The organism is Sphingopyxis sp. (genome assembly GCF_016463645.1).
In the GTDB taxonomy this organism is placed as follows: domain Bacteria; phylum Pseudomonadota; class Alphaproteobacteria; order Sphingomonadales; family Sphingomonadaceae; genus Sphingopyxis.
On the sequence record NZ_JAEMQX010000016.1, the window covers coordinates 14151 to 33300 of the forward strand.

At 65.2% G+C, this 19150-nt stretch carries 16 protein-coding genes; 8 read left to right on the forward strand and 8 right to left on the reverse strand.

Annotated features, from left to right (window positions below):
- Positions 1 to 142: 142 nt before the first annotated feature.
- From JHC57_RS05945 to JHC57_RS05955, 3 genes are all read right to left on the reverse strand, one after another.
- On the reverse strand, positions 143 to 613 hold the full coding sequence (locus tag JHC57_RS05945; protein WP_294029086.1) for a hypothetical protein: 471 nt from the start codon (positions 611 to 613) through the stop codon (positions 143 to 145).
- Between the two features lie 149 nt (positions 614 to 762).
- Positions 763 to 1242, reverse strand: a complete 480-nt coding sequence (locus tag JHC57_RS05950) for a hypothetical protein (protein WP_294029087.1) — start codon at positions 1240 to 1242, stop codon at positions 763 to 765.
- Positions 1243 to 1495: 253 nt separating this feature from the next.
- Entirely contained in the window at positions 1496 to 4756 is a 3261-nt protein-coding gene (locus JHC57_RS05955; protein ID WP_294029088.1) for a TonB-dependent receptor, read from the reverse strand.
- Between the two features lie 351 nt (positions 4757 to 5107).
- On the opposite strand from JHC57_RS05955, the gene JHC57_RS05960 reads away from it, so the two are divergent.
- Together JHC57_RS05960 and JHC57_RS05965 are read left to right on the forward strand one after the other, a co-directional pair.
- The gene (locus JHC57_RS05960; protein WP_294029089.1) at positions 5108 to 5620 is read left to right on the forward strand and encodes an RNA polymerase sigma factor; all 513 of its coding nucleotides are present in this window, start codon (positions 5108 to 5110) and stop codon (positions 5618 to 5620) included.
- A complete protein-coding gene (locus JHC57_RS05965) occupies positions 5617 to 6612 on the forward strand; it encodes a FecR domain-containing protein (protein WP_294029090.1) in 996 nt (331 codons plus the stop codon). The genes JHC57_RS05960 and JHC57_RS05965 overlap by 4 nt, the downstream gene beginning before the upstream one ends.
- Before the next feature lie 9 nt (positions 6613 to 6621).
- Here the strand turns inward: JHC57_RS05965 and JHC57_RS05970 are convergent, their stop codons facing one another.
- Complete coding sequence (locus tag JHC57_RS05970; protein WP_294029091.1) at positions 6622 to 7248, reverse strand: TetR/AcrR family transcriptional regulator; 627 nt, start codon at positions 7246 to 7248, stop codon at positions 6622 to 6624.
- A 159-nt stretch (positions 7249 to 7407) separates the two neighbouring features.
- Between JHC57_RS05970 and JHC57_RS05975 the strand changes: the two genes are divergently transcribed.
- On the forward strand, positions 7408 to 8265 hold the full coding sequence (locus JHC57_RS05975) for a metal-dependent hydrolase (protein WP_294029092.1): 858 nt from the start codon (positions 7408 to 7410) through the stop codon (positions 8263 to 8265).
- Positions 8262 to 8675 carry a DUF2147 domain-containing protein gene (locus JHC57_RS05980; protein WP_294029093.1) on the forward strand — a complete coding sequence of 138 codons (414 nt, stop codon included), beginning with the start codon at positions 8262 to 8264 and terminating at the stop codon, positions 8673 to 8675. Before JHC57_RS05975 ends, JHC57_RS05980 begins: the two co-directional genes overlap by 4 nt.
- 18 nt (positions 8676 to 8693) lie before the next feature.
- Here JHC57_RS05980 and JHC57_RS05985 read toward each other — a convergent pair whose 3' ends face one another.
- A complete protein-coding gene (locus tag JHC57_RS05985; RefSeq protein WP_294029094.1) occupies positions 8694 to 9452 on the reverse strand; it encodes a helix-turn-helix transcriptional regulator in 759 nt (252 codons plus the stop codon).
- A gap of 176 nt (positions 9453 to 9628) precedes the next feature.
- Here JHC57_RS05985 and JHC57_RS05990 point away from each other — a divergent pair, with 176 nt between their 5' ends.
- The 3 genes from JHC57_RS05990 to JHC57_RS06000 are packed head-to-tail and all read left to right on the forward strand — an operon-like array spanning position 9629 to position 12170.
- The gene (locus JHC57_RS05990; RefSeq protein WP_294029095.1) at positions 9629 to 10585 is read left to right on the forward strand and encodes an alpha/beta hydrolase; all 957 of its coding nucleotides are present in this window, start codon (positions 9629 to 9631) and stop codon (positions 10583 to 10585) included.
- On the forward strand, positions 10582 to 11160 hold the full coding sequence (locus tag JHC57_RS05995; protein WP_294029096.1) for an FMN-binding negative transcriptional regulator: 579 nt from the start codon (positions 10582 to 10584) through the stop codon (positions 11158 to 11160). Before JHC57_RS05990 ends, JHC57_RS05995 begins: the two co-directional genes overlap by 4 nt.
- The gene (locus JHC57_RS06000; protein WP_294029097.1) at positions 11157 to 12170 is read left to right on the forward strand and encodes a histone deacetylase family protein; all 1014 of its coding nucleotides are present in this window, start codon (positions 11157 to 11159) and stop codon (positions 12168 to 12170) included. The genes JHC57_RS05995 and JHC57_RS06000 overlap by 4 nt, the downstream gene beginning before the upstream one ends.
- A 97-nt stretch (positions 12171 to 12267) precedes the next feature.
- Here JHC57_RS06000 and JHC57_RS06005 read toward each other — a convergent pair whose 3' ends face one another.
- On the reverse strand, positions 12268 to 14460 hold the full coding sequence (locus tag JHC57_RS06005; RefSeq protein WP_294029098.1) for a TonB-dependent receptor: 2193 nt from the start codon (positions 14458 to 14460) through the stop codon (positions 12268 to 12270).
- Positions 14461 to 14717: 257 nt separating this feature from the next.
- Here JHC57_RS06005 and JHC57_RS06010 point away from each other — a divergent pair, with 257 nt between their 5' ends.
- The gene (locus tag JHC57_RS06010) at positions 14718 to 16892 is read left to right on the forward strand and encodes a prolyl oligopeptidase family serine peptidase (protein WP_294029099.1); all 2175 of its coding nucleotides are present in this window, start codon (positions 14718 to 14720) and stop codon (positions 16890 to 16892) included.
- Between the two features lie 4 nt (positions 16893 to 16896).
- Here the strand turns inward: JHC57_RS06010 and JHC57_RS06015 are convergent, their stop codons facing one another.
- Both JHC57_RS06015 and JHC57_RS06020 read right to left on the reverse strand, forming a co-directional pair.
- A complete protein-coding gene (locus tag JHC57_RS06015; RefSeq protein ID WP_294029100.1) occupies positions 16897 to 17688 on the reverse strand; it encodes a sulfite exporter TauE/SafE family protein in 792 nt (263 codons plus the stop codon).
- A complete protein-coding gene (locus JHC57_RS06020) occupies positions 17685 to 19040 on the reverse strand; it encodes a RimK family alpha-L-glutamate ligase (protein ID WP_294029101.1) in 1356 nt (451 codons plus the stop codon). Before JHC57_RS06020 ends, JHC57_RS06015 begins: the two co-directional genes overlap by 4 nt.
- Positions 19041 to 19150 lie beyond the last annotated feature (110 nt).

Below are 19150 nucleotides of genomic sequence, written 5' to 3' on the forward strand. Positions count from 1 at the left end.
TCGCGATTCCCTGACCCTGTTCAATCGCTCATAGCCGATTATCCGAGTGCGCTACGATCGCCGGCCGCAGGAGAACAAGGCCGCACAGTCATTGACGTGGCCGGGCACGGGAGGGGCCGGCCCGGCCACAATCCAACCGGACTTAGGAGAGGTTCAGGTTGGGGATCGAGATCGTCGCACTGTGGATCGTGCAGGTGGCGCCGGCCGGATCGATCGGCGGCAGCGTCTTGTTGGTGATCGTCAGCACCTTGCCGATATTGTCCCAGTCGCCCCGGACGGTTCCGTAGCAGGGATCGTTGGCGATCGTGTTGGCACCCATGGTGATGTCGACCTTCGTCGCATCGCCCGGCACCGTGGCCGCCGACCAGGTGCCCTGCGGGACGACGAACAGGCAGCTGAAGTCGCCCGGAGCGATGCCAGGCGACGAGATCGCAACCGTCGTGCTCGAAGTGACCGTGCCGTCGAAGGTGACGTCGCAGGTCACATTGAGCGACTGTTCCAGATTGGCCTCGCCGCTGCTGCCGTTGGCATTGCCGCTGAACGACTGGGCGTTGGCAGCGAAGGGCATGGCCAGCGCTGCGGCGGTTGCTATCATGGCCGAGAATTTCTTCATGATATCTCCTCTTCCTTTTCAATATTGGTTTGGAAAGGCGGGAAGCCTCCCAATTGTAAAGACGCGAGAAAGACGAAAGAGGGGGGATCGGAAGAAAGATTTTAAAGAGCGCACCAGCTACTCCTGCAGACCGCTACCGGAAGGCCCGATCAGGACAAGTTCAGATCGGCAATGAATATATCCATGGTACGAATATGACACGGCTGGTCGCCCGCATTGATCGGCCACAGATATGCCCCGTTGATCGTCAGGATCTTGCCCGCATTGTCCCAGTCGCCGCGGACGGTGCCATAACATGGCTCATTGGTGATTGTGTTGAACCCCAGGGTGATGTCGATCTTCGTCGCATCGCCCGGCACCGTGGCGGCCGACCAGATGCCCTGCGGCGTCATGAAAACGCAATTGAAGTCGCCGCCGGGAGACATGCTCCGCGAACTGATGTGGAGGGTGGACGAGGACACCGACCCGATGAAACCGAAATTGCAGGTCGTGGCCATGGATTGCGATATCCACATCTGACCGTCGCCCGAAACAGTAGCGCCAACGGGCGAAAAGGACTGGGCGCGGGCAGCGAACGGCATGGCAAGCGCGACGACCGAAGCCGTCAGCGCAGCTACGAATTTTCCCATGAGGTTTTCCTTTCCGGCGTCAATTTTTCAAGGAAAGGCGGCATGCCTTCCAATGTCATGACGCCCGGGCCAGGCGATGAGGGGGATGAGAGACCCCTTTTCGCCTTGCCGTCGGCGATCAGGGAAAACGGAGGCCGCCGTCGTGTGGCGAGCGGCGGCCCCAGGGGAGAGGTTCGTGATACTCGCGTGGTCCGATTGCACCCGAGATCCGACACCCCTCGGATTCCGTGCATGCCCAGATCGATGACGCCCCCTAGAATTTCACCGTGGCGTTGAGGCCGACGATCCGGGGGTCCAGCGTAAAGACGTTCGTGCTGAGGCCGGTGTCGTCGCTGTTGGTGAAAGTGCCCGTGATCGGCGCCTTGTCGAGCAGGTTCTTGACGTAAAGCTGGAGTGCGAAGTCCCCCTCGCCGCGGGCGAGCGTGACCGCCAGATTGACGTTGTCCCACGCTCTCAGCCGGTCATATTCTGTATTGAACACCCGCGCATAGCTCTTGCCCTGGCGGTAATAATCGCCGCGGAAGGTGAGGACCCAGTCGCCGCCTTCGAGGAAGAAGCTGTATTGGGCGCCGATGTTGAACGTATAGTGCGGCGCGTTGGGCAACTCGTTACCGCCCAGATCGGCATAAAAGCCTTTCCCGCCGTTCGGGGCGTCGGTCAGCGGATTATAGGTAAAGCCCAATTGCTGATCGAAGCGGAACGCCGGCTGGACGCCGGACAGCGCGGGGTTGAAGGTGCCGTAACGCGCCGAGCCGGCGCACAGCGCGGACAGCATCAGCAGCTTCAGATCGTCATTCGCCCGGTTATAGGTCAATATCCGTTCGACGAGGGCCTTGGGCGCGATACAGTTGGACGGCACCTGGATCCACGGCCGCAGCAGCATCCAGTCGGGGTTGCCCTGGGTCCGGTCCATCACGTCGATCGACCGCGCGCCCTTGTCGATCCGTGTATCGAGCAGACCCAGCGTGGCGTCGAGCCGGAAATTGCGCGAGGGCCGCCACGCCGTCTCGAGTTCCAGGCCCCAGGTCTTGGCACTGAAATTCTCGTTGAGCGAAATGCGGTCGACAATCTGCGAAATCTGGTAATCCTGATAGGCGTTGAAAAAGGCCGCGGCATTCAGCGTGAACCGGCCGCCGTCGAAGCTGTTCTTCGTGCCGATTTCGAATGCCGTCACATATTCGGGTTTGAAGGTTTCGGGGAGCGGCTGATACTGGATCACCGTCTGGTCGATATCCGCGCGCGGCGGATTGGCGCCGCCCCCCTTGTAACCCCGCGATCCCGAAAAATAGACCAGCGTGTCGTCGGTGAAGGACAGTTCGGGCTTCCAGTCGACGACCAGCCGTCCGGTCACCGCATTCCATTTCTGCCGGATTTCGGGAAATTCCCGGAAACCGCGGTTGATGGTGCCGCCGGTTGCCGTCCCGCCCTTGGCGGGATCATTTTCGATCGAACCCAGCATCAACTGGCTGGGAACCGGCGTCGCGTTCTTCTTGTCGCGCGTATAGCGCAGCCCGAGCGTGACCTTCAGGTCGTCGGCCGCCTGCCAGTAAAGCTCTCCGAATACGGACGTCGATTTGGTCCGTACCGGATTCTTGCTGCGGAAATAATTATGGCCGTCCTCGGGCCCCTCACCGATCGGATTGGGGTCGACATAGACGCATTCGCGGCCCGTGAGCGTCCCTTCGCCGCAGTTGCGTGTGATGCGCCCGCCGTTATCCGTCGCGCCGTTGAAATTATACTCGGCGATCAGGGTGAACAGGTTGTTGTAGACGAAATAGTCATCCTGCGACTTGAAATCGAGAAAGTTGGCGCCGGCGTTGAAGTTCAGGGGGCCGTCCCAGGAAGATTGCAGCCGCAACTCCTGCATCCACTGGCGATTGCGCGACCGGCTGAGGTCGGCGGATACGATCCGGTCCGATGGACCCAGTTGCGGATCGGTGAAAATGCCGCCGGGGGTCGGTCCGGGAACGGTCATCGGCAGGGGCGCACCGACGGCGTTGCGGACCAGACTGGCGGAATCGTTGAAAACCGGCGCCGAGACGAAGCGATTATAGTCCTGCGACGAATAATAGCGATCGCGGGCATAGGCGGTCTGCGAGATGAGTTTCAGATTATCGCCGAGGCCGAGTTCGGCGTTGAACTGGAAAACATCGTTCTTGGCCCGGAAGACGGGATCATAGCTCGTCGCCACCTCTCGCAGGTCGCGCGACTGGACGACGTCGCCATAAGGGTCGAAATTCCGGTCGATCGGAAAGACCGTGGGGCGCGACCCGGTGGCCGTCGGATCCCGCCCGATCACGATGTTGATCTGCGGGAACATGACATAGGCGAGCGCCTTCGCATTGGGCGCGCCGAAGGCGGCGTCGTCATAGAGCGATGCCGACTGGCATCCCTGGCTGAATCGCCCCTGCAGGAATTCGGGCACCGCGATATTGCCGATCTGGGCGACCCCCGGGTCGCGGGTGCAAAGCTGCTTGCCGGTACGCGAGCGGTTGTCGTCCTCCTCGAAATGCTGCCAGATCGCGTTCGCCTTGAACCGGTCGCTCGGCTCCCACTGGATCGACGCGCGCGTCGACCAGAGATCGCGGCCGTTGACCCGCTGCTGCGTGAAGCTGTTGTAGTCGAATCCTTCGCGCTTCGTCATCGCGCCGGCGACGCGGACGCCCAGCGTATCGGTGATCGGCACGTTGAGCATCCCCGACAGGCGCCGCGTTTCGAAGCTCCCGACCTCGCCCTTCACCTCGCCCCCGAAGCTGTCGTCGGGAAGGGCCGGTATGACATTGACCACGCCCGCCGTCGCATTGCGGCCATAGAGCGTCCCCTGCGGGCCGCGCAGCACCTCGACGCGTTCGAGGTCGAAGAACTCGGCCTCGAAAAGGCGATTGCGGATGAGCGGGGTATTGTTGAAGCTGACCGCGACGGCAGGATCGTTCGAGGCGGAAATCGCCTTGGTCCCGATGCCGCGGATGGTGAAGTCATAGCCGCTGAAATTGCTTTTCGAGAAATTGACGTTCGGCACGGCGCGCACCAGTTCGGCACCGCCCTCGATCTTGTGATCGTCGAGCGCCTTCGGCGTGAACGCGCTCATCGCGATCGGAACATCGCCGATCTTTTCCTCGCGCTTCTGCGCCGTCACGACGATCTCGGAATTATCCTCGATCGCGTCAACGGCGGCGGCGGGACTTCCGTTTCCCTCCCGTGTCACCACAAAGACATTGCCGTCGCGGCGATAGCTGAGGCCCGTGCCCAGCAGCAGCGTGCGCAGCGCCGTTTCGGGGTCGGAGCGCTTGCTGTGCCCCGCGGTCCGCTTGCCGTTGACGATCGACGCATCGACAAGGATCGTCGCGCCGCTCTGAATGCCGAAATCGCGCAATGCGCGGTCGAGCGACTGTGCGGGGATGCGGTAGCTCGTCACCTGATCGCGCGCGAGCGCGGGAGCGGCCGAAAGCGCGAGACACCCCACCGCTGCGCCGCTCAAAAGAATATTACGCAAATTGCACGCACCCAAGCGCATGTCCCCTCTCCCTTGTCCCTGCCATGCGGAATTGATGTCCCGCTGTTCCTGGCGTTCGATGCGACGCCACACAGGAATAGACGCAGCCTTTCCCGAACCGGGGGGATGCTCGAACAAAATTTTCAACAATGTTAATAGCTAGGCCAGTGAACGGGTCGTTAGGAAAAATTGCAGGCCACTGCGAATTCGATCCCCCCCTTTGCGCCCGGCTTGCGTCTATGCTGTTAACTCCAGCGCAGAATGGGGCCGCAATGACCGATTTGGGAATGATGCCGGGATGACGCATAGGGTTGGGAGCATCTCGCAATGTCTGTTTCACCGGGACCTGTCTTTGCAGGGCCTTTCCTGACGATGGCGGTCCCGCACCCGGATCGCGATCTCGCCGCATGGATGACGGCCTATGGGCCCGGGCTCCGGCGCTATTTCCGGCGCCGCGCCGACGACGCCGACGTCGATGACCTCGTGCAGGAAGTATTCCTGCGCCTGCAATCGGCGCAGCTCAGCGCCCCGATCGACAATGTCGAACGCTATCTGTTCACAGCGGCGCGCAACGCGCTGATCAGCCGCCACCGCCGCCGGCAGGCGCGCGGCGCGATGCTGCACGACGAGCTGGAAGACGGGATCGAGATCGCCGAGCAGCGCTCGCCCGAACGCATCGTCATCGGGCAGCAGGAATATCGCCGGGTTCTCGATGCGATCCAGAATCTGCCGCCCCGCGCGCGCGAGGCCTTTCAGTATCACCGGTTCGAAAATCTGACCTATCAGGCCATCGCCCAGCGGATGGGCATTTCGAAGGAGGCGGTCAAGGAACTGATGCACCGCGCGCTCGTGCGGATCGTCCAGGAAATGGAGACGGACATATGAGCGGCGAAGAGGCGCTGAAGCGCGCCGCCCTCCGCTCCGAGGCGGCGCAGTGGTTCAACCTCGAGCGCTCGGGCGACATGACGCTCGACGACGAACATCGCTTTCACGACTGGCTCGATCAATCCGACGCGCACCGCGACGCCTATCGGCTGGTCGAACGGGCATGGACGATCGCCGGGACGATCGCGCAGGAACCCGAAATGCTGACCGCGCCCGAACAGGAAGCGGCCGAGGAAAATCGCCGCAGCCCGCACTGGCGCCGCTACCTGGCGCTGGCGGCGTCGCTGCTTCTCGTCCTCACGGTCAGCTGGACCGCCTATCAGGACGGGATGCCCGGCGGCACGACGCAGGATCAGCGCTTCCGCACCGGCGCGGGCCAGACGACGACCGTGACCCTGCCCGAGGGCTCGGTCGTCACGCTCGACGCCGAAACCGAGATGCGGCTGCACGAGACGCCGCGCGAACGCCGCGTCGATCTTGTCGGCGGCCGCGCCTTCTTCCGCGTCGCGGCGGACCCGTCGCGCCCCTTTATCGTGAGCGCGGGCGGCAAGAGCGTGCGCGCGATCGGCACCGCCTTCGAAGTGAGTTTCGAACATGGCAACATGGTCGTGACGCTGGCCGAAGGGAAGGTCCGGGTCGAGGAGACCGGGTCGGGATCGGGCAGCGGAACCGACATGGTTCCCGGCGGCCAGCTCGTCATCGGCGCCGACCACAACTGGACGCTCCGCCGCGTCGATGTCGCGAAGGAAACGAGCTGGACCGAGGGGCGGCTGATCTTCATGAACGACCCGCTGTCCGAAGCCGTTGCCGAGATGAACCGCTATTCGCCACGCAAGCTCGTCTTCAAGGACGGCCAGATCCCGCAAAAAGAGGTCGTCGGCGTGTTCGAGGCGGGTGACATCGAGGGATTCGTCAAGGCGATGGAACTCAACGGCATCGCCCGCCGCGTGTCCGCGACCGACGAGGAGATATTGCTGTCGGGCGGCGAGTAGCGGCGGCGCTCAGGGCGCCGAGGGCGGGATACCGGTCGGGATCAGGAACAGTGGCAGGATGCGCGCGACGAGGTCGCGCATCGCGTCGTCGGGCTGGTCGAGCATCGAGCGCACATGCGGTCCGATCACCGCGTCGCCGAACGCGCTGACCGCCATCATCAGCACCGCGGACCGGACGCGATCGGGCGCGGCCTCGTCGGTCGACTGCCCGACGATCGCGTCGACAAGCGCGCGCACCGCCGCGCGCACGGGTTCGAGGTGCTCGACATCGCCCGACAGGATGATCCACGCCGCGAGCGGCCCGGCGCCGCCCCTGTCGAACGCGTCGAACACGCGGTCGGCAACGGCGCGCGGCGCGGCGCTGTCGGTCTTCATCAGTTCGACGACATTGCCGAGCGCGTCGGTCAGGTCGCGTATCATCGATTCCATCAGCGCCGATTGCAGCCCCGCCGCCGATCCGAAGTGGTGAAGGACATTGGCATGCGACATGCCGATCTCCTGCCCGACATTCGCAAGCGTCACCGCGGCGGGCCCGCGGGCGAGGAGCAATCCGCGCGCCGCCGCCAGCCCTTCCCCGCGCACCTCGGCGCCCGAACGCTTGCGCCGTTTCTGGTGCGGCCGCGCTTGCTTGTACATGCATTCATCCTTGCGGCCCTCGCGCCCCGCGATGCCTCCATACGAAAGCCTTACCCGAAAGACGCCGATTGTCACCCTTCCCGTCCTGCTTGCGGCATTCAGGATGACGTGATATATACATTGATGTTAATGTAACTTTGATCGCAGAAAGGTTGCACGATGCCCGCTCCCCTCCACACTCCCGCCGATATCCGGATCGAAAAGCGCGACCTCAAATTCGGTCGCGAAAACCCGCCGCCGCGCTGGTGGCACAGCGGCGACCCCGGCCGCACCGCCTTTTTCAACGCGCTGTCGTCGACCTTCCCCGTCGGCGAGAAATTCTTCATGACGTCGGTGCGCCATTATCGCGAGGGCACGCCGCAGCCGCTGCGCGGGCAGATCGACGATTTCCTCTATCAGGAATCGATGCACAGCCGCGAACATGTCGTGTTCAACCGCCAGGCCGAGGACGCCGGCTTCGACATCGCGTCGGCCGAGGATCGCGCGCGGCGGACGATCGCCTGGGCCAAGCGCCGCTCGCCGATGCAGCAGCTCGCCGCGACCTGCGCGCTCGAACATTTCACCGCGACGCTCGCGCACGACGCCCTCGCCAACCCCGCGCATCTGGGCGGCGCGGCCGAGGAGGCGCGCCAGCTGTGGCGCTGGCACGCGATCGAGGAAATCGAGCACAAGGCGGTGGCCTTCGACACCTATCTGCACGCCGCGCGGACGATGACCCCGCTGCGCCGCTGGCTGAAGCGCAGCACGGTGATGTGCGTGACGACGATGCGCTTCCATTATGTTATCTTCCGCAACACTGCCGACCTCCTCGCGCAGGATGGTCGCAACGACTGGGCGACATGGAAAGGCCTTTTGGCATGGCTCTATGGCCGCGACGGACTGATGCGCGCGCTGTTGCGCGGCGTCTTCACCTATATGAAGCCGGGCTTCCATCCGTGGGAACTCGACGACCGGCCGTTGCTCGAAGAGGCGCTCCGTCTGCTCGAAGGTGGCGGGGCCAGGGAACTCGCGGCATGAAGCAGGCGCTGTTGTTTCTCGCCGCGGCAATGATCGCGACGCCCGCCGCCGCGGCCGACATCACCGGCATCTGGGCGACAGGCAGCGAAGGCGGACGCGTCGAAATCTACCGGTGCGGCAAGGCGCTGTGCGGCAAGGTCGTCGATGCCAAACGGCTGCGCGCCAATCCCGACCTGCGCGACGAGCGCAATTCGGACCCCAAACTGCGGCAGCGCAAGCTCAAGGGGCTCGTCGTGCTCAACGGCTTCACCGGCGGTCCGACCGAATGGAAGGGCGGTCCCGTCTATGACCCCGAAACGGGCGATGGCGCGGCGAGGGGACAGCTGAAGCTGCTATCCAACGGCAAGCTCGAGCTCAAGGGCTGCGTCGCCTTCTTCTGCCGCACGAAGATCTGGACCCGCGCCGGCTGACGCGATCTGTCCGCCGGGTCACTGTTTCAGATACTGGCTCGGCGGGACGCCGAAGGCGCGGCGAAACATCGCCGCGAAACCGCTCGAGCTGTCGTAGCCGACGTCATAGGTGACCTGCGTGATCGACGCGCCGGCAGCGAGCAGCGACAGCGCTTCCATCAGGCGGACCTGCTGGCGCCAGACGGCAAGCCCCATCCCCGTTTCCTGCTTGAAGCTGCGCGTGAAGGTGCGCCGGCCCATCGCCGCGAGCGCCGCCCATTCGTCGATGTCGCGCGGGTCCGACGGGTCGGCGATGATCGCGTTGCAGACGCGCAGCAGCCGCGGGTTCGACGGCATCGACACCTGATAGGGCGCGTTGGGCATCCGCCCGATCTCGTCGAGCAGCAGCGCGATGATCCGCCCCTCGCGCCCGTCGACGTCGTAGAGCGCGGGGAAATCGACGACCTCGAGGATCAGCGATTTGACGAGGTTCGACACCTCGAAAACCCGGCATTCCTTCTCATGCTCGTGTCCCGCGCACGGCAGGTAGAGCGTGCGAAGCGACACCGGACCGCGGCACGCGACCTCGTGCCGCGTCCCCGCAGGGAGCCACACCGCGCGCTGCGGCGGGATCACGAAGCTCGTCTCGGGCGTGCGCACCGACATCACCCCCGACGAGGCGTAGAGAATCTGGATATGATCGTGACTGTGCATCGGATCGATGAAGCCCGCAGGATATTCATCCTGCAGTGCCATCACCGGACGGTCGTTCGTCAGAACATCGACACTGTGCTTCATGGCCCGATCCTCGCGAGTTTAGGACAACTAATGAATATAGGCCATATACGTCGCTGGCCAGCGGCGATGCGCTGGCTGGCCTGTCCGGTGCGGTGATTGGCCCGTTCGGGCGATAGAGGCGACCGTACAGAAGCTATCAGACGATCAGGGATCGTTTCGCGAAGGATATTCCAGATATGTCAAAGGGCTTGGGCGCCATACGGGACGATATGGCCGACCCCGATATCCGCCGTTTCGTCGACGCCATCAATGCCGCCTATGTCGAGCATGCCGCACCGGCCGGGGCAAGCATGGCGGCGCGCCGGCAGGTCGCCGAGCGCGTGCGGCAGTCGTGGCGCGAAGGTGGCCCGATAATGGCGGAGAGCCGCGAAATGGATATGGGCGGCGTGCGGCTGCGGCTGCACCGGCCGGTCGCCGATACGAAGCTGCCCGTGATGCTCTACATCCACGGCGGCGGCTGGATGCTGTTCAGCATCGACACGCACGACCGGTTGATGCGCGAATATGCCGCGCGCGCCGGTATCGCGGTGCTCGGCATCGACTACAGCCTGTCGCCCGAAAGCAAGTTCCCGGTCGCGCTCGAGGAGTGCGCCGCGGCGCTCGACTGGATCGGAGCGCAAGCCGACGCGCTGAACCTCGACGCCTGCCGCGTGCTGATCGGCGGCGATTCCGCGGGCGCCAATCTGTCGGTCGCGACCTGCCTGTTGCAGCGTCAGCGCCGGCGGCCGCTGCCCGCCGCGATGCTGCTCAACTACGGGGCTTTCGCGCCCGAGCGCACACCGAGCTACGCGCGCTTCGGCGCGGGCGACTATTCGCTCGAGGCCGACGAGATGGATGCTTTCTGGGCCGCCTATGTCGATGGCCCCGAACAGCTTGCCGATCCGCTCGTCGCGCCCCTCCGCGCCGACCTCGCCAGTATGCCCCCCGCCTTCCTCGCCATCGCCGAGTGTGACATTTTGGCCGACTGCAACGATGAATTCGCCCGCAAGCTCGAAGCGGCCGGCGTCCCGACGCGCGCGGTCACCTACAAGGGCGCGACGCACAGCTTCCTTGAAGCCATGTCGATCGCGCCGCTCGCGAGCCGCGCGCTCGACGAGCAGGCGGCGTGGATCCGTGATACGCTGAAAGCATGACCTCGCTCTACGATCCGCGCGATGCCGCCGACGTCGGCCGGCTCATCGCCGACTATCCGCTCGCCTGGCTCGTCTCGCGCAACTTCCACGCGAGCCCGCTGCCGCTGATCGCCGAAACCGACGCCCACGGAGCCGTGACGGCGCTGTTCGGCCATTGCGCGCGACGCAATCCGCTCGTCGGCGATTTCCGCGCCGACCCGCGCGGGCTGATCCTCTTCACCGGCCCCGAAGCCTATGTGCCGACGGCCTTGCTGTCGAAGCCCGACTGGGCACCGACGTGGAATTATGCCGTGCTGCGCTTCAGGGTCGAAATCGAGTTCGTCGAAGGCGAAACGAAGGACGCCATCGAGCGGCTCGTCGCGAAGATGGAAGACGGCGCCTGGTCGACAGCCAGCCTCGGCGCACGCTATGAAAAAATGCTCGGGCAGATCGTCGCCTTTCGCGCGCATGTCCGTTCGGCCGAGCACAGCTTCAAGCTCGGGCAGGACGAAAGCGCCGTGGATTTTGCCGAAATCGTCGCCGGGCATGGCGACCGGACGCTCGCATCATGGATGGAAGGACAGGCCCGAAGGTGAAGCTTTTCTTCGACGATCGCCAGATGGCCCACGCCCCCTCGCGCGAACTGCACAATGGCGACTGGGTGCCCTATGCCGAGAATATCGAGCGTCCGCGTTCGATCGTCGAACAATTCACCGACTGGCGCCCGGTGCGCGATTTCGGCATGGCGCCGCTGCTTGCCGTCCATGACGCGGATTATCTCGCCTTCCTCGAACGCGCGCATCGCGACTGGATCGCGGCCGGGCGCAATGGCGATGCGATCGGCTACACCTTCCCCATCAGGCGGCGGCGGCCGCTGAGTTTCGGGCGTATCGATGCCGATCTCGGCGCCTACAGCTATGACGCCGGGACGCCGGTTGCGGCGGGCACATGGAAGTCGGCCTATTGGTCGGCGCAGGGCGCGCTGACCGCGCTCGACCATCTCGCGACGAGCGGCGAGAAGCATGCCTTCGCGCTCTGCCGCCCGCCGGGACATCATGCCGGGCGCGACTATATGGGCGGCTATTGCTACCTCAACAATGCAGCGATCGGGGCGCGCGAGGCGCATAATCGCAGGCTCGGACCGGTGGCCGTGCTCGATATCGACTACCATCACGGCAACGGCACGCAGGATATCTTCTACGAGGATCCGGCGGTCTTCTTTGCCTCGATCCACGCCGACCCGCGCACCGACTATCCCTTCTACTGGGGCCACGCCGACGAACGCGGCGAGGGTGTGGGCGAAGGTGCGACGCTCAACCTGCCCCTGCCCCGCGGCACCGGCGGCCGGGCCTATGCCCCCGCGCTCGACACTGCGCTCGCCGCGATTTCGGACCGGGGGACGAAATTCCTCGTCCTGTCGTTCGGCGCCGACACGCACAGCAGCGACCCGATTTCGAGCTTCGCGCTCGAACGCGAGGATTATGTCGACCTCGCGGGCCGGATCTCGGCGCTCGGCGTCCCGACGCTGATCGTCATGGAGGGCGGCTATGCCGTCGGCGACCTCGGCAGGAATGTCGCGGCTTTTCTTTCGGGTTTCGGGGAATAGGGTCGGCTGGTTGCGGTCGGCACCCGTCATTCGATAACCGGATCGCAAGAGAGACAAGACCGCCCCGCCTTTCCGGCGGGGCGGCCCTTTCCCGACCTCAGTTCAGGCTGAAACGCACCGTCGCACCAAGGGTCCGCGGCCGCGCGACCGAGCCTGCGAAGGCGAAAGGCGCGTTCAATATGCCATATTGGTTGAACAGATTCTTTGCGAACAGCCCGAGTTCGATCCGCTCGTTCACCGTCACCGACGCGTTGAGATCGACGAGGTGGAAATCGCCTTTCTCCAGCGTACCCGCGAAATCGACCGGTGCGCTCGACAGATAGCGGTGCGCGATACCGAAGCGCGGCTTCAGCGGCGCGTCGGCGAAACTCAGGTCGAGCGAGTTCGACAGCGTCCACTCCGACGCGCCCGGCAGCCGCGTTCCCTTCGCATAACCGCCGCCCGGCGCGAAGCTGTCGGGAAGCAGGGTCGACAGCCGCGCATCATTATAGGCGATATTCGACGAGAAGCTGAGGTTGCGCGTCGGCCGCAGGTTCAGGCTGATCTCGACCCCGTCGATGTCGGCGCCGCCGCCGTTCACCGTATAGGCGTCGAAGTCGACCGGCGTGAACAGGCGCGCCTGCACATTGCCCCAGTCGATATGATAGGCGGTGACATCGACGCTCAGCGTCCGGTCGATCAGGTCGAAGCGCGTCCCGATCTCGTAATTCTTCGTCGTGTCGCTTTCAAAGGTCAGCGGCAGGCCGGGCACCGCGGCCGAATAGACGTTGACGCCGCCGATGCGGAACCCCTCCGAATAGAGCGCATAGACCATGAAGTCGTTCGACGGCTTGTACGTCAGCGAGACCTTCGGGATGAAATCCGAATCCTTGTCCGCCGCCGGCGCGAAATCGAACGGGTCGACCAGATTGGCGTTGGGCAGATATTGCAGGCGCGGGCGCGAGCGATATTCGAACAGGCGGCCGCCGACGGTCAGCGTCAGCGCGTCGACGATGTCGAACGACGCCTCGCCGAAGATCGCCTTTTCGGTGACCCGATTGCTGCTGATCGTCCGCGTCGCAAGGTCGCCGGGTGCAAGCTCGCTGCCCGGCCGGCCGTCGAATTCACCCGGGTTCGCGTCGATATAATCGGCGATACCCTCGATAAAGGTGCCGTCGGTGTTGTTCGAGCGCAGCCGCGTGTAATTGGCGCCGAGCAGCCAGCGGAACCGCCCGCCGTCGGGCGAGGCGAGCCTGAGTTCGCCATATTCGGTCCTCGACTTGCCGACGCTGCTCGCGAGTTCGGGGGTGTCGGTGCGCGGATCATTGCCGTTGAAGATCGAATTGTCGAACGCCAGATCGGCCTTCTTCTCGGTATAGCTGCCGACCGCCGTGAGGGTCGCGAACCCCAGGTCCTGCTCGATCCGCAGGCTGTGCATCATGAAGCTGGTGTCCTGAAATTCGGCCACATTGGTCGCGCGCTCGAAGGTCTTCGGCGGGCCGAAAATCACATAGGTCTGATCGTCGAGATCATATTCCTGATACATGCTGAGCGCCGAGATGCGCGTCGTCCCGGTCGGCGTGAAGACGATCGAGCCGCGCAGACCGCGCACGCGCAGGTCGTTGCTGCCCTTTTCGCCCAGCAGCGTGTTGTCGAGATAGCCGGCGTCGTAACGCTGGAGCGCGACGAGGCGGACGGCGAGCTTGTCGGTCGCGATCGGAAGGTTGATCATGCCCTTCACGGCATAGCTCGCCTCTCCGGCGCGCCTGGTGGTCGCGATATTCCCTTCGAAGCCCGCGTCGAACCGGGCGGGGTCGGCCTCGTTCACCACATAGTTGATCGCACCGCCGAGCGATGAGGAGCCGAAGAGCGTGCCCTGCGGTCCGCGCAGCACCTCGACGCGGCTCACGTCGAAGCTGTCGACATCGGGAATGACGAGCGGGAAGCCGGGTTCGATCAGCGGCACCTCGTTGAGATAATAGCCCGTCGTCGCCTGGTTCGCCTCATGATAGGTCGACGAGGCGACGCCGCGGATCACGACTTCGGAGACGCCGGGCTGATAGTCGTTGAACACGACGCCGGGGACGCGCGTGATATAGTCGGAGAGGCTCTGGGCGTTGAGCTTTTGCAGCGTCGCTTCGCTGACTGCGCTGACCGATCCGCTGACATCGCGTACCGACTGCTCGCGCTTCGCGGCGGTGACGACGATCTCGCTGTCATCGGTCGCCTGTGCCAGCGCGCCCGAGGCGGACCCCAGCGCCAGGATCGAGATGCCGCACGCGGCGACCCGCCTGATCGATGCAAACCCCATTTTCGCCTCCCTTTTTGATAATGCCTATTGGTAGGAAAATCCGATGCTCAAGCTATCATGCGAAACTGGCGTGACGGCGATGGTCGGGCCATAATCCAGCCGGATCGGGCCGCCACCCTTGCGCAGGAAACCGTTATTTCGCGGGGGCTTGCGCTCATTTTGCCCGATCGATGGATTGGGCGGCCTGATCGGCGCAGTAAGCCAAAGGCACCGCCATAGACTGGACGCGACATCCCGGTCGGCCGAAAGAGGGGCGCATGCAGAGCATCGAAAACAGGGGGCGGAGAGCGTTTTTGAGCGGTGTCGCGATCGCGGCCGTGATGGCGGGAAGCCGCGGAGCGATGGCGTTCGCCCCGGCCGCGAGCGGTACCCGCTGGCCGAAAATCGCACCGCCGCAATCGCCGCGCATTTCACATGTGATCGGGCAACTGGGCCGCAAGCGCGACGACGCCTACAGCTGGATGAAGTTCATCCCGGCCGATGGCGAGCGCGACCGGACCAACCTCCCCGCTCCGGTCGCGAAGATGCTCGCCGACGAAAATGCCTATGCCGATGCGATGCTGCAGCCGACCGAAGCGGTGCAGGCCGAACTCGTCCGCGCGATGCTCGCGCGCAGCGCCGGCGCGGTCGCGGCGCCCGCGCTCGAAAGGGACGGCTGGACCTATTCGTGGGCGATCCCCGACGGCGAAGCGCATGCGCGCTACAGCCGCCGCAGAGACGGCGGCAAGGCCGAACTGCTCGTCGACGAAGGCCTGCGCGCAAAGGGCCAGCCCTATTTCCGCAGCACGGGCCACCAGCCGAGCCCCGACCACCGCTGGTTCGCCTGGGCCGAGGATGTCAGCGGCAACGACCGCCACCGCATCTGCATCCGCGACAACGCCAGCGGCGAGGTCCGCACCGTGGTCGACAAGGATGCCTACGGCTATGGCGGGCTGGTCTTCGGCCCCTCGTCGCGGTGGCTGTTCTGGATCTGGCGCGACGCGCGCAATCGCCCGACGCGGCTCTATCGCACCTCGGTCGACGGCAAGGTCACCGACCTCGTCTATGAGGAAAGGGATCCGGCGATCTTCATGTCGGTCAAGCGCACCGCGGCCGACGGCTTCGTCGCGCTCACGCTCGCCGGACCCGAAACCGCCGAGGTGCGGCTGGTGCCCGCGCGCGACGAAACGGCCGCGCCGGCCACTGTCTGGCCACGCAAGGTCGGCGTCCGCTACGAAATCGACGAGTGGGACGGCAGCCTCGTCGCGCTGACCGATGCCGGGGATGCGTTCGACATGCAGCTCCTGCGCCTCGATCCAGGGGATTTCCGCACGCTCGCCACGCTCGTCCCGCATCGCGCGGGGACGCCGATCCTGCAAATCCAGCCCTTCAGGACGGCGCTGGTACGGCTCGAACGCGCCGAGGGGCTGCATCGCCTGATGATCCTGCGCGCCGACGGTTCGGGGCAGGCGATCGCTTTCGACGAGCCCGCCTATGCGATCGAACTGCCGGGCGAGCAGGCCTATGACGCCTCATCGGTGATGATCGTCCACCAGTCGCCCAAATCGCCGCGCCGCTGGATCAGCGTGGACCTGGCGTCGGGCAAGCAGACCGTCGTCCGGCAGCAGCAGGTCGCGAATTTCGATCCCGACGATTATGAGGTCGAACGGCTGTTCGCGCCGGCATCCGACGGCGAGATGGTACCGGTCACATTGCTCTCGCGCCGCGGCATGCCAAAGGACGGCAAGGCGCCTCTCCTCCAATATGGCTATGGCTCCTACGGCGTACCGAGCGATCCCGAATTTTCGATCCCCGCGCTCGCGCTCGTCGACCGCGGCTGGCGTTATGCCATCGCGCATGTTCGCGGCGGGTCGGAGAAAGGGCGCCAATGGTTCCTCGGCGGGCGCAAGTTCACCAAGCGCAACAGCTTCACTGATTTCATCGCCTGCGCCGGGCATCTCGCCGCCGAAGGCTATACCGCGAAGGACAAGGTCGTCGCCTATGGTCTCTCGGCGGGCGGTCTGCTCGTCGGCGCGAGCATGAATATCTCTCCGGCAACATGGGCCGGGGTGATCGCGCAGGTGCCGTTCGTCGACATGCTCAACACGATGAGCGACGCTGCGCACCCGCTGGTGCCGCTGTTCCGGCCCGACTGGGGCGACCCGCTCGCCGACCCCGAGGCCTATGACTATATCGCCTCGATCTCGCCCTATGAGAATGTGCAGGCGGCCGCCTATCCGCCGTTGCTGTGCACGGCGGGTCTCAAGGATGACCGCGTCGCCTACTGGGAGCCGGCAAAGCTTGTTGCCGAGGTGCGCCGCCGTTCGACCAGCGGCAATCCCGCGATGCTGATGACCGACATGGACAGCGGCCATCAGGGCAGCGCCGACCTGACGAGCGAATATCGGCAGAAGGCGCTGTTCTGGGCCTTTGCGATGCGCTGCGCGGGCTGAATCCTCAGAAGCCCCGGAACGCGGGAACCGGTTCGAACATCAGCGAAAGAAAGCCATAGGCGCTTGCCATGAGGAGAAGCACGCCCGCTGCCGCGACCAGCCAGTCGGCGCGCAGACGGCGCACGAGATATGCTCCGATCGGCGCCGCGATCACGCCGCCGATGAGCAGGCCGATCGCCGCGGTGCTGAAGCTTTGCCAGCCCAGCGCGCCGATGAACCCCGCCGCGATCGTCACGCTCACGAAGAATTCGGACGCGTTCACCGTGCCGATCACCATGCGCGGCTCGGCACCCTGTGCGAGCAGGTTCGCGCTGACGATCGGGCCCCAGCCGCCGCCGCCCGATCCGTCGGCGATTCCGCCGACCAATCCGAGCGGCCCGACGAGCTTGAGGCTGCGATAGGTTTGCGGGCGCCGCGCGCCGCGCCAGAGCAGGTAGATGCCGACCGCGCCGAGATAGGCGAGCACGACCGGCCGCGCGATGCTGTTGTCGATGTTGGTGAGCAGCCACACGCCGATCAGCCCGCCGACGATGCCCGGGACGACGAGACGGCGGAAGAGCCGCCAGTCGACATTGCGCTGCAGCGCATGGCTGAGCCCCGATACGCCGCCGGTAAAACTTTCCGCCACATGCACCGCCGCCGATGCCGACACCGGCGGCAGGCCCAGCACGAGCAGCAGTGCGGTGCCGATGACGCCGAACGCCATGCCGAGCGCACTGTCGATCAGCTGCGCGGCAAAGCCGACGAGGATGAAGGGCAGCAGCGCCCAGAGCGTCAGCCCGTCGAAGATCGTCATTGCGCGGCTTTCCGGCGCACCGCCCTGCCCGTCCGGCGCGTGAAGAGGAAGGCGGCCGGAAAGCCGAGCGCGATCAGCGACAGCGCGCCCGCGAATACCGGCTCGCCGCCCGCAAGCCAGGGCAGCACCGCGGCCCAGATCGACACGCCGAGTACGGTGAGCAACGTCTGTTCCTGATCGATATCGGTATCGACGCCGAGCGGCACACCGCGCGCGTCGGCGCGCAACGCTTCGAGCCGGCGCGCCACCGGGCTGTGCGGCGCCGCGCGCCGGCCGGGCGCGAGCGACGAGGCCATCGACCCCAGCCCCGCGCCGACCAGCCGGACGCCGACCGCACGGGCGAAGGCGCGCGGCTCCTCGAGCCGGTCACCGATCGAGCGCAGGCTGAGCCGGCCGCCGAAGACGAGGTCGATCAGCGCATCGCCGGTCACCGCCTTGATCGGCCGTCCCTCGACCGCATGGCTCGCCTCGATCCAGTCGAAGATCGCGTCCGGCACATCGATGCCGCACGCGCGTTCGAGCCCCTGGAATCCCGGCGCGCTGTTCGCTTCGCAGATCCGGTATCCTTCCTCGTCGAACAATATGTCGATTCCCGCGACCTCGAGCCCCAGCGTATCGGCGGCGCGCGCGGCGAGGTCGGCCATCTCGCCGGTCGGCGTATAGGCGATCCCCACGCCGCCCAGCGACACGTTCGACTTGAAATGACCCGCCGGCGAGCGCCGCTCCATCGCCGCGATCACGCGCCCGCCGATCACGAGCACGCGCACGTCCCGGCCGTGGCTCGACCGCACATAGTGCTGGAACAGGAAATCGGCCTTGGCATCGGCGCTTTCGAGCAGTCCGGCGAGATCCTCGAACTGGCTGCGATCCTCGCACTTCAGGACGCCGGTGCCGCGCGTCCCGCGCAGCGTCTTGACGATCAGGGGGAAGCCCAGTTCCTCTTCGACGACGTCCACCCCGATCGGGAATTTGCCGAGGATCGTGGCGGGGATCGGCAGGCCGGCACGCGCGAGCCGCTGCATCGTGTGAAGCTTGTCGGCGACGAGGTCGATCGCTTCCGGCCCGTTGATCAGCCGCACACCGCGGCGTTCGAAATGGCGGAGTACCGCGAGCGTGAAATAATCGGTCTCCGCCCCCGTCCGGCACAGGATGAAATCGGGCCGTTCGAGCGAATGGCCTTCATAATGCACCGACCAGCCATCGACCGGCGCCGCGACGATGTCGAAATTATGCGGCTTCAGGACGTGGAGTTCGAGCCCGCGCGCGGCGGCGGCTTCCTGAAAGCGCAGGATTTCGGGGACTTCCGGCAAGGCGGGGTCGAGATCGCGTGCGAAGAAAATCCAGCCGAGCAAAGGTCGCTCCTTCGATAATGGCCCTGCTCAGTGCCAGAAAATGGGCCGCTCGCGCAATCGTTCCCGCGCATCGACACGCTAAGCCGCTGTTTTGACGCGTCGATTGCGCC